General features: G+C 40.7%; 8 protein-coding genes. All 8 read left to right on the forward strand.

Features of this window, described 5'->3' with window-relative positions; translation table 11 throughout:
- The first annotated feature begins 129 nt into the window (after positions 1-129).
- Positions 130-1,059, forward strand: a complete 930-nt coding sequence (locus tag F1644_RS13685; protein ID WP_087419465.1) for an ABC transporter ATP-binding protein — start codon at positions 130-132, stop codon at positions 1,057-1,059.
- 7 nt (positions 1,060-1,066) lie between these two features.
- Entirely contained in the window at positions 1,067-3,382 is a 2,316-nt protein-coding gene (locus tag F1644_RS13690; RefSeq protein ID WP_118303666.1) for a Gldg family protein, read from the forward strand.
- Positions 3,383-3,419: 37 nt separating this feature from the next.
- Positions 3,420-4,346, forward strand: coding sequence for an ABC transporter ATP-binding protein (locus F1644_RS13695; RefSeq protein ID WP_087419466.1), 927 nt, complete (start codon positions 3,420-3,422; stop codon positions 4,344-4,346).
- 43 nt (positions 4,347-4,389) lie between these two features.
- Complete coding sequence (locus F1644_RS13700) at positions 4,390-6,687, forward strand: Gldg family protein (protein WP_118303168.1); 2,298 nt, start codon at positions 4,390-4,392, stop codon at positions 6,685-6,687.
- 353 nt (positions 6,688-7,040) lie between these two features.
- Complete coding sequence (locus tag F1644_RS13705) at positions 7,041-8,741, forward strand: TldD/PmbA family protein (RefSeq protein ID WP_118303170.1); 1,701 nt, start codon at positions 7,041-7,043, stop codon at positions 8,739-8,741.
- 88 nt (positions 8,742-8,829) lie between these two features.
- Positions 8,830-10,479, forward strand: a complete 1,650-nt coding sequence (locus F1644_RS13710; protein WP_118303668.1) for a metallopeptidase TldD-related protein — start codon at positions 8,830-8,832, stop codon at positions 10,477-10,479.
- A gap of 162 nt (positions 10,480-10,641) precedes the next feature.
- Positions 10,642-11,166, forward strand: coding sequence for an RNA polymerase sigma factor (locus F1644_RS13715; RefSeq protein ID WP_229782366.1), 525 nt, complete (start codon positions 10,642-10,644; stop codon positions 11,164-11,166).
- An 84-nt stretch (positions 11,167-11,250) separates the two neighbouring features.
- Positions 11,251-12,432 (forward strand): FecR family protein, encoded by a 1,182-nt coding sequence (locus F1644_RS13720; RefSeq protein ID WP_118303174.1) that lies wholly within the window; start codon positions 11,251-11,253, stop codon positions 12,430-12,432.

Here is a 12,432-nt window from a genome sequence, read left to right on the forward strand (position 1 = left end):
AATGACTGGTTTGACGTTTTTTGCAAACCTTGCAGGCATACCGAATGCCTGCAAGGAATAGCAATCCGTGTGTTGAAACTGTCGTTTGGACGAGTATCGAGAGTAAGTGAATCACAAATGAAAAATTATATGGGAAGTTCGATTGTATCAGTAAAAAATCTGTCACATCGCTACAGTGTGCAGTGGGCGATAAAAGATATTAGTTTTGATATTACTAAGAAAGGGGTCATGGGCTTGCTGGGATCTAATGGAGCCGGTAAGTCAACCACGATGAATATTATTTGCGGGGTATTGAATCAGACGGAGGGGGAAGTGTTTATTAATGGCATCAATTTGCGAGAGAATCCGGTGGAGGCGAAGCGGTACATCGGATTCTTACCTCAGCAACCGCCCTTGTACACGGATTTGACCGTGGAGGAGTATTTGCGGAATGCCGCACATTTGCGGTTGATGGAAAAGTCGGAAGTTAATAAAGCCGTGGATGTGGCTTTAGCGCGTTGTTCTATTTCTCATTTCCGGAATCGGTTGATCAAAAATTTATCCGGGGGGTACCAACAACGGGTCGGGATTGCACAGGCTATCGTGCATAACCCTAGTTTCGTGGTGTTGGATGAACCGACGAATGGTTTGGATCCCAATCAGATTGTGGATATTCGGAATTTGATTCGGGAAATTGCGGAGGAACATTCCGTGTTGTTGTCCACTCATATTTTGTCGGAAGTACAGGCGATCTGTAATGACATCAAGATGATTGATAACGGGCATTTGGTGTTCTCCGGTTCGATGGAAGATTTTGATAATTATATAGCTCCGGATAGTTTTATTATCGAGTTGAATAATAGTCCGGGTAAGGAGGTGCTTGCCGGGTTGACTTCTAATAAGGGGATCGAGGAGTTGTCCGAAAATCGTTTTAGAATATTCTTCAGCGGGGATAATAGTATCACGGAGCAATATATAGAAAGAAGTGTGACAGAGAATTGGGATTTGAAAGAACTTTTGGTTGAGAGATGTAGTTTGGATCGGATTTTCGCACAATTATCCGGTAAAATAAAAGAATAGTGTGGATATGAGACTAAATAAGAATATAAGACAAACATTGAGAATAGCTAAAATAGAACTTAGTTCTATGTTTTATTCTCCGGTAGCATGGTTAATTTTGGTTATTTTTGCCTTGTTGATCGGATATGATTATGCAAATGTTTTTGATGGTCAACTACATTCGCAGTCTTTAGGTAATAATTTGTGGAATGTGTCGTCGGCGATTTATAATAGTTGGATGACGGGAATTTTGAAACCGATATTGAGGAATCTTTACTTGTACATTCCTTTGATCACGATGGGACTGATGAGTCGGGAATATCAATCGGGATCTGTAAAGTTGTTGTATTCTTCGCCGATCAAGAATTCTTCGATTATACTCGGCAAGTATCTCGCCATGATGTGTTATGGTGCTGCATTGATGTCTATTATCGGGTTGAATGTGCTTTTTTCTTGGTTGACTGTGGAAAACTTTCAAATATCTATGCTCTTAGTAGCTATGTTGGGTATTTATCTGCTGATATTGGCTTATTCTGCGATAGGTTTATTCATGTCAACGCTTACAGCTTATCAAGTCGTTGCTGCCATTGGAACGCTGGCCGTTTTGGCGGTATTGAATTTTATTGGGGATGTCGGTCAGGGGATTGACTTTGTACGGGATATTACTTTCTGGTTATCTATTTACGGACGTTCGACTTCTTTTATTGATGGGTTATTGCCTAGCGCAGATGTCATGTATTTCTTGATTGTCATTGGTTTGTTCCTAGCTCTTTCAATTTTTAAGTTAAACACGGAGAAGAAAATCATGTCTATGCGGACGAAGGTGTTGAAATATAGCATGATTGTTGTGTCTGCTTTATTATTGGGGTATTTGACCTCTCTTCCACAGATGAAGTTGTATTATGACGGAACTTACACGAAGACGAATACTTTAGCTCCGGAGAGTCAGAAGGTGATTCAGAATTTGAAGGGACCGCTCACGATAACGACGTATGTGAATATTTTGGCCCCGGATTATTTTTCTGGCCTGCCTTTTAACCGGAATTATGATCTGGCACGTTTCGAACGTTATATGCGTTTCAAGCCGGAGATTAAGATGAAATACGTGTATTACTATCATAATGCGAATAATGCGGAACTGGATGCTCGTTATCCGGATTTGAATGACGAGGAGAGAGCTAGAGCTCTTTGTGATATTAGTCACTTAAATTTTAAGATGTTTAAATCTCCGGAAGAGATTGATAAGATGATTGATCTGAGCGGAGAAGGGTATCAATTTGTCCGGATTGTAGAGCAAGAAAATGGGCGTAAGGAGGTTTTACGATTGTTTAATGACAATGAACGTCACCCAAGAGAGGGCGAGATTACGGCGACATTGAAACGTTTTGTTGCGAAGGCTCCCATGGTCGCATTTTCTACGGGATATGGATCACGTAGTATTAATAATTACGGAGGACGGGGTTATTATTTGTTTGCCCGAGATTTGTGGTTCCGACATTCGTTGTTGAATCAAGGGTTCGATACACGAGAAATTAATTTGGACGAGGAGAAACTGACGGATGATATTTCCGTGCTTGTGATTTCAGATTTGAAGGAGGCTCTTTCGGAGAAGGCCTTGGCGAATGTGAAAGATTTTGTGGATCACGGTGGTAATATGGTTATTTTAGGAGAGTATGAGAGAAGTGAGAATATGAATTCTTTGGGTGCTTTGTTCGGTGTTCATTTCTCAGATGGGGTTTTGGCTCATCCGAATAAGTTGGGATCTCCCGTGGTCCTGTGTGCCTCGTACACGGATGAGGCTGTCGAAAAACATTCGGCTTTTAATCGTATGCAAGCTTGGGGATACGGTGTGTCTGTACCTACTGCTGTTGCGTTGGACTATTCGCAGGTAAAGGATTTTGAGGTGTATCCTGTATTGGTGACCGGTGATAGTGCCTGGATCGAGCATGAAACGAAAGATATGGTTGACGGAGAGTTTGTTTGTAATCCTGCTGCGGGAGAGGAAGAAGGAAACTATGCAGTCTTGATTAATTTAAGTCGTAAGATTGGTGATAAAGAGCAGCGAATTATTATTTCCGGTGATAGTGATTTTATCACGAATGAAGAGTTTGGACTTACACGTCCGGGAATGGAAGTGAATAATTTTGAAGTTATTACGGGTTCATTCCGTTGGCTCTCGTATGATGCTTATCCTATTTATACTGATCGGATCGGGGCCATAGATAACGGGATCAATTTGTCCGGAGATTGGCGAGTTTGGATCAAGTTGTTCTTTATGATTCTTTTCCCGGCATTTCTTGTAGGGACGGGAGTCATGATTATATATCGCAGACAACGTAAATAGGGTGATTTTGTATGTTGTTACATTAAAATTTAAAAGTATGTCAAATAAAATAGTGGAAGTTCGGCATCTGTCTCATAGATATAGTGTGGATTGGGCTATTCGTGATATAAATTTCGAGATAAAGGAGAAAGGCGTGTTCGGTTTACTTGGTTCGAATGGTGCCGGTAAGTCTACGACGATGAATATTATCTGTAACGTGTTGACCCAGACGGAAGGAGATGTCTTTATTAATGGAATAAACTTGCGGAAGAATCCAATAGAGGCAAAGAAGTATATCGGTTTTTTACCCCAGAAGGCCCCTCTTCACACGGAGATGACGGTAGACGAGTATTTATATCATTGTGCAGATATTCGGTTGATGCCTAAGAAGGAGATCCCTGCGGCTATTGATCGTGCAAAAGAGAAGTGTGGAATCACGCATTTCAGTAAGCGTCAGATATGTAACCTTTCCGGGGGATACCAACAACGGGTGGGTATAGCACAGGCTATTATACATGATCCTTTATTTGTTATTCTTGATGAACCGACGAATGGACTTGACCCGAATCAGATTACAGAGGTCCGGCATTTGATCAAGGGTATTGCAGAAGATAGAGCCGTGTTGATTTCCACTCATATTTTGCCGGAGGTGCAGGCTGTTTGTGATTATATCATGATGATCGAGCATGGACAGAAAGTTTTCGAGGGAACGATAAACGCTTTTAATACCTATATGTCACCGAGTGCCTTGATGACAATTATGCACAATGCACCGACGACGGAGGAATTGTTGAAGATTGAGGGTATTGTTCGGGTGGAACGGTTGACGAAAACCCGTATCCGGTTGCATTTTAAAGGGGATAATGCCATTGTGGGACGTGTGGTGAAACAAGCTGTTGAGAATCAGTGGCACTTGAGGGAAATCTCTTTGGAGAAGGAATCCTTGGATAAGGTATTTGCAAAACTGTCTGGCAAAGAGGTGTGACGGGAGTTGATATGATTATACGTTATTTAAAAAGATTACAAGAATGAGAACAATTATACGGATTACAAAATCAGAACTTCGGGTGCTGTTTTTCTCTCCTATTGCATGGCTTATACTGATCGTTTTTAGTTTTCAAGTGGGTATGGCTTATTGTGATGTACTTGCACAGCAACTTCAATCTATGGAATTAGGTTACCGGACACCTGCGGTTACATCTTCTTTGTTTGCCGGTTACACGGGAATATTTTCAGGGTTATTGGATAATTTATATCTTTACATTCCTTTGTTTACCATGGGATTGATGAGCCGGGAATTGAGTAGTGGATCTATTAAATTACTCTATTCGTCACCCGTGTCCAATCTTCAAATTATATTGGGTAAATATTTAGCAGTTGTCGTTTACGCTTTGTTGCTGTGTGCGATACTGCTGGGGCCGGTGATAAGTACCTGTTTTTCGATTAAGGCTCCGGATGTACCCATGATGTTTACGGGTATTTTAGGGGTGTTTTTGACGATATTGGCGTATGGTGCTATCGGCTTGTTCATGTCTACCATAACGAAATATCAGGTGGTGGCTGTTGTCGGGACACTGGCAATTCTCGCAATATTGAATTTTATCGGGGGTGTTGGACAGGAGTACGATTTCGTGCGCGATATTACTTATTGGCTTTCTATCTCGGGGAGGGCAAAGGTGTTTACCAATGGAATGATTAGTACGAAAGATTCGCTCTATTTTGTTTTGGTGATTTTTATGTTCTTGGGACTTTCCGTGATTAAACTTCAAGGTGAACGGTTGAGGTTGTCTAAATGGAATACATCATTGAAATATGGTATAGTGTTGTTGATCGTGTTGTCATTGGGTTATATCTCGTCATTACCGGGCTTTATTGCCTACTATGATTCCACGGCAACTAAGGCGAACACGCTTACAGAAGAAAGCCAGGAGATTCTTAAAAAGTTGAAGGGTGATTTGAAGATTACGACTTACGTTAATTATTTGGATGAGACCTATGATCGGGGGGCTCCGCGGAATAGGATTTATGATCTTGCAGAGTTTGAACAGTACCTGCGTTTCAAACCAGAGATAGAACTTGAATACGTCTATTATTATGGCAAAGGTTATCTTCCTTACGCCAAAGCTGCCTATGATACGATGACATTGGAACAGGTCGTGGAGGATAAATGTAAATATTCAGGACGAGATCCTAAGAGTTTCTTGTCGTTGGACGAGGTTTTAAAGATGGATGATATATCCGGAGAGAATGGTCGTTTTGTTCGAGTGATAACAGCTGCTAATGGGAAAAAGGCTTTCTTGCGTATTTACAAGGATAATCATGTTTATCCATACGAGTCGCAGATTTCTACGGCGTTGAAAACGTTGCTTCAAGAGGCTCCGATGGTGGGTTTCGTTACCGGGCACAAGGAAAGGAGTGGGATGGATATGGGAGAGAAAGGGTATGGAACTTTTGCCTCCAATAAAACTTTCCGTTATTCGTTAGAGAATAGTGGATACGGTGTTCGAGAAATATCCTTGGAGCATCCTGTGGCAGAAGATATTAATATTATCGTGCTGGCTGACATGAGAAGTGATTTCACGGAGGAAGAATTCCGGAATTTTGATGCCTATCTGGAGCGTGGAGGAAACTTGTTTATCTTGGGTGAACCCAAGCGTCAGCAGTTTATGAATCCGGTGATCGAGAGATTGGGGTTACGTTTCGCTGATGGAATTATTGTGTCACCTTCAGAGGTGAACTTGGATGATCTTGTTGCGGCAAATATAAAAGAGGGTGCTGCAAAAGTATCTGAGAATTATATACGGTATTTTAGAAGTGGATATTCGATCATGACTCCTTCTGCTTGTGCGGTAGAAGTTATCGATTCGACTAAGGGATTTGAAATCACAGAGGTGTTAGCTAGTGCCGGTAAGGGTTCGTGGGTTGAAAAAGAAACAACGGATTTTATTAATGAAAAATCAGTGTTGAATCCGGCTGTGGGAGAAGTGGAGAAATCTAACTCTATTATGTTGTATTTGACTCGTCCCGTGAATAATAAAGAGCAACGTATCTTTGTTATAGGAGATGCGGATTGTATCAGTACGTTGGAATTGTCTCAGAATAGACCTGGGTTTAGAAGTTCGAATTTTACGTTGATCACGGAGACTTTCCGTAATTTGTCTTATGGCGAATTTCCTGTAGAGGCAAGTCGGGTGAACCCTCCGGATGATCGGGTATTAGTTACACGGAACGTGATATTTGGCATCAGGGTGGTGTTGATGTGGATTATTCCGCTGTTATTTGTGACCGGTTGTATAACATTACTGATTAGGAGAAAGAGAAGGTAGTTTTATATTTATTAGTAAGTGTGCTTTTTGAAAAATGGTCTGTTGATTTTTCGACAGACCATTTTCTATTATTCGTAATTTATTTTACATCTAAAATTAAGATCTCGTGTGATGAATTAAGAAAACTTTTGTTGATGAATGATCTCGTTTTAACATTTGGAAAAAATGTTTTTGGGAAAAATTAAGTGGAAATGTTAAAAATGGAAGTGTCAAGTTTGGGTTAAAAAGATGAAGAATTAACAAAGAATTAATGTAGATTCATTTTGAATAACAAAATGAGAACTATAATTTTGTTGATGGAAATAGTGCGTGATCTTCAGAGATCAAAAATTAAATGATTAAAACAATTAGAGATGAAAAAATTAGGATTGATTATTGTTAGTTGTATCTTCTCGCTGTTATCGGTGCATACAACGTATGCGCAGGAACAGGATAAGTTGTTACAACTATTGAAACAAGAGTTGGCAGCTGATATGCAAGAGCTGCAGAAACAGGAGAATCCTCCCTATCACATGAACTTTAGGGTGATGGATGATCGAACGGTGAATATTTCGAGTTCTTTCGGGGCCACGATGATGTCAGTGGAACAACATTCTCGTTCAATGGTTCCACAAATTCGGGTGGGAGATACTATTTTAGATAATTTTAAATATAATGCAATGGGTGCCCCGGCAGATCAACGTGGTAATGTACGGGTGGCTTATTTGGGATTGGATGATGAAAAAGGTGCTGATGCAACTCGTCAGGCAATCTGGGCTGAAGTAATGAAACGTTATGATTTTGCCGTGGAGGCTTACCAGAGAGCGAAAACTCAAAGTCAGGTGAGTGTTGCTGATGAGGATAAAGCTCCTTCATTCTCTGCTGCTCCGGTGGAGAAATATTACGAGGCACCTCTTCCTGCTGAGAAGTTGACGGTTGACCAAGCTGCTTGGGAAAAGCGTTTGAATGAAGTTTCTGCGGTGTTTAAAGCATATCCGTTATTACAATCGGGTGATGTTAGTTTGACGTTCCGAGTGCTTCGGAATTATTTTGTAAATACGGAAGGAACTGAAGTTGTGCAGAATAGAACGTATGCACGAATCATGATCAGTGCTTCCATGAAGGCAGAAGACGGTATGGAGTTACCGTTGAATATGTCATACTTTGCATACGATCCGAAGGACCTTCCGTCTAATGACCGGATGATTGCTGACGCTAAGGATATGGTAAAAAGATTGACCGTGTTGCGTGATGCTCCGGTTGTTGATCCTTACACGGGACCCGCTATTTTGTCCGGTCCGGCTAGTGGGGTGTTCTTCCACGAGATTTTCGGTCATCGTATTGAAGGTCACCGTTTGAAAGGTGGTGGTGAAACTTTTAAGAAGAAAGTAGGAGAGTTGGTTTTGCCTGCAGACTTCCAAGTATATTGCGATCCGACTTTACGTAGTTACGCTGGGGAAGAGTTGAATGGTTTTTATTTGTATGATGATCAGGGAGTGAAAGCTCGCCGGGTTGATGTCGTGAAAGACGGTATTTTGAGAGAGTTCTTGATGAGCCGTGTGCCGCTGGATGGATTCCCGCATAGTAATGGGCATGGACGTACTGCCGGAGGTGGTGATCCTGTATCCCGTCAATCTAATTTGGTGGTGGAGACAACAGCACCTCACACGGAGGCTGAATTGCGTTCCATGTTGATTGAAGAGGCTAAAAAACAAGGAAAAGAATACGGGTACTATTTTAAAGAAGTAACCAGTGGTTTCACGTTGACCGGGGAAGGTGGTAGTTTGAATTCATTTAACGTGACTCCCTTGGAAGTGTATCGAATCTATGTAGACGGACGTCCGGACGAGTTGGTTCGCGGGGTGGATTTGATTGGAACCCCGTTATCCATGTTCTCTAATATTGTATGTGGAGGTGATGCTCCCAGCGTGTTCACGGGAGAGTGTGGTGCGGAATCCGGTTGGGTGCCTGTAACGGCTAGTTCCCCAATGATTCTGGTAAATAAGATCGAGACTCAACGTAGACAGAAGTCAAGAGATTTACCTCCGATCTTACCGGCTCCGCAAAACAATTGAAAATGGAGAATTGAAAACTGAAAATGAATAGATCGAAATCATTGAGGCTTGGAGTTCTTCGGTCGTAAATTTTAAATCTAGAATGAAAATGAAATATATATTATCGATTATATTGTTTTTCCTGTTGGCAGGATCATTATCCGCACAGAATGAGCAGGATCAGGTGATCTTTAAGGCTATGCAGGATGAGATGCAACGTAGTAAGGAGCAATTGATGTTGCCGGGTATGCAGAAACCGTATTATTTGTCTTATACTTTAGGGCGCACGCATCAGTTTGAGGTTGTGGGTGCGTTAGGTGGTGTTACTAATTTTTACGAGTCTCCTTGGAGTGCCGTTGGTGGGGTGCAGATGTTTTTGGGAGATTACGATCATAATAATGATATTAATTATGTATGTGCTTCTGTTCAGGCCGGAATGCCGGAACAGGCTGATTATGATGTAATCCGGAGAAATTTCTGGTTAGGATCAGATGCCATGTATAAATGGTCATTGCAGGCAGGAGCGATGAAGGACGCTTATTTGAAGGCGAACCCGAAGACTGCCGAAGAAGCTGCCGTGAAGGATCAACAGAAGGTGGATGCCGTTACCCGGATCGAGGAACCGAAAAATGCTTACACGATTGATAGAGCAAAATTAGAGAATATTGTAGAAGAATTATCTGCTATTTTCAAGGACTATAAGGATATTTATGATTCATCCGTGGCTATTACTGGACAGGAAATGGAAGTGTACAAGTCTACCACGGATGGGGTCGTGTTGAAAGAACCGTTGCGTTATGCAAGCTTGGTTGCCTCTGCTTACGTGATGACAGAAGATGGCGTTCGGATTGATGATGCATATTCCGTGCTTGTTGCTCGTCCGGATGATTTGCCTTCTTTGGATGAATTAAAGAAAGGGGTTAAGGCTTTTGCCGATAACTTGATCAAGTTGAAGAATGCGCCTGCAATTACAGAATATTATGCAGGTCCGGTGTTGCTTGAGGATGGTGCTTGTTCATCTGTTTTTATAAGTAACTTCTTGAAACGCGGAGCTCTCTTCGCTTATCGTAAACCCGATACTGACCGGGCTCAACCGGTGAAAACATTGGATGCTCGTTTGGGAATGAAAATTGTGGACAATCGAGTGTCAATCAAGAATTATAGCTCTTTGGATAAGTATAATGGAGTTTCTTTGTTAGGAGCTTATAATATTGATGCTGAAGGTATCGTGCCTGCCAAAGAGATGACATTGGTTGAAAATGGTATTTTCAAAAGTATGTTGAATGGGTGTACCCCGACTTTGTATGCTCCACAGTCAACGGGTAGTTCTCGTTTCTTGTTGTCCAGTAGAAATGGAATGTTTTCCACGGCTCCGGGTACCATTCATATTGAAGTGGAGAAAGGAACGAAACCGGAAAAGATGAAGAGCGCATTGATTAAAGCTGCTAAAGAAGAAGGTTTGAAATATGCTTATATCGTGCGGAGTTTAGCGGGTAAAGCTTCTCGTATCTATCGGGTAGATTTGGATGGTAAGGAAACTCAAGTCCGTTTCGGTGATGTGAGTGGATTGACATTGATAAACCTGAAACGTATGTTGAATATTTCCAGCAAGGAAAATGTAAGCAATTATATTTTGAACGGTCAATTACTATCTTCTTTAATATACCCGTCTTCAATCTTGGTTGAGAACATCGAGATTAATAAATCAGACGTGAAGAAAGACAAAGAGCAAGTATTGACTTTCCCGTTACAACGGTAAGATTATTTTAAGATATTAGAACACAGGGGCCCTTGATTCAGAGATGGATCAAGGGTTTTTCTTTATTCGTCTATTTTAAGTAGTATACTTTAGTTCATTTGGAATAAATTCGTATTTTTGTCTGCGATGTACTTTATTGAAATGGAAAAGTCTCGGGATACAATGGATATAAAAGATAGGTTTGAGCAGATTTATAAAGCATACTCAAAGCCTATGTTTTTGTATGCCCTTAGTTTTTTGATTTCAGAGGAAGAAGCGGAAGATGTGATTCAAGAAGTGTTCGTAAACTTTTGGAAAGATAATACCTATCAGAAAATAAAGAATGAGGTTACTAAGACTTATTTATTCCGTTCTGTAAAAAATAATTGCTTGAACCGTTTGAAGAAAAAAGATGTATTAAGGGATCGTTTGGACTTGTTGCGAGAGGATATTGTCGAGGAAGAGATGATGAATTGGAATGATGAATTAATACAAGAAGTAGAAAACGAAATAGCGAATATGCCGGAACAAACACGGGAAATTATTCAAGCTGTTTTTTTTCGGGATTTGAAATATCAAGAAGTTGCGGATCAGTTGGGGGTATCTATAAATACAGTAAAGACATTGTTGAAACATGGAATGAAATATTTGCGGGAACGATTCTCCGGCCGAGGTGATTTATTTCTTCTTATGGTCTTGGTTAAATAGGCATTATCATTTTTTTGATAAAAATATGCATTTTAATTCACCCGTTTTTGTTTTTTGTTGTCTATACGGGAAAGACAACGAATTATGGAATCATGGAATCAAATAGATGAATGGGTCAATGCTTATCGGCAAGGAACTTTATCCGAGAAAGACCGGGCTGCGTTGATAATCTGGTTAGAAAAATCTCCAGAGCATATCACTCTGTTTAAAGAAATGCTTCGGACTGAAATGAAAGTATCTGCGGTTGGAGCATGGCGAGAGTTGGATAAAATGCAAGAGAGAACTTGGAAACGAATTTATCCGGTCTTGGAGAATCGCACGAAAAGATTATATATGTGGGGTGTGCGGGTTGCTGCTGTGATTATTGTTACGATCGGAATATTTTGGATGTGGCAAGATCATCAAGGGGCTGAGGAAAAATTGGGAAATGTTGTAAGTATGTTACATGTTGAATCGGGGACTCCTAAAGCTGTTTTATTGACTCGGGGAGGAGGGGAAATTGAATTGAAGGGGGATGAAACTCGTCAAGTAGCGGATTTATCGGGAATTAGTGTTATTCAAGATTCAACAGGGGGTGTCCGATTTGAACAAAAAGATTCAATAGAGGGAGGAGAAATAGAATATACAACGATTGTTGTTCCTAGGACAGGAGAGTATTTTGTAGTGTTGAGTGATGGGACTAAAGTTTGGATGAATTCTGGTTCGCAATTAACTTTCCCTGTACGTTTTTGTGAGGATAAGCGGGAAGTTTCTTTACAAGGTGAAGCCTATTTTGAAGTATCGGAGGATAAAACTAAACCGTTTTATGTGCAAGCAGATGAAGTTCAAGTTCATGTGTTAGGAACAGCTTTTAATGTGATGTCTTACAAAGATGATGGACAGGTGGAGGTTGCTTTGTTAAGAGGGAAAGTTAGTTTTGATGTATCAGAGGAAACTTATTTATTGAAGCCGGGAGAAATTGCTTCATGGGAGCGTGGTAATCAAAAAACTACAGTTCGAAAAGGGGATGTGGAGGCGATTATAGATTGGAAAGTCGGGCGTTTCAATTTTGAAGATATGCCTTTAAAAGAACTAACAGTGAAACTAGCCCGATGGTATGGCGTGGATTTTAGTTTTGTGGATGAGCCTACGAAAGAGTTCCGTTTTTCAGGAGCAGTGACTAAATATAGAAGTTTGGATTATGTGTTGAATATGATATCTAAAACGACGAATGTCGTATTCACAGAAGAAAATGGAAAGATTGTTGTGCGAATGAAAAATAAGTAA

The sequence above is a fragment of the Butyricimonas paravirosa genome (assembly GCF_032878955.1).
Classification (GTDB): Bacteria; Bacteroidota; Bacteroidia; order Bacteroidales; family Marinifilaceae; genus Butyricimonas; species Butyricimonas paravirosa.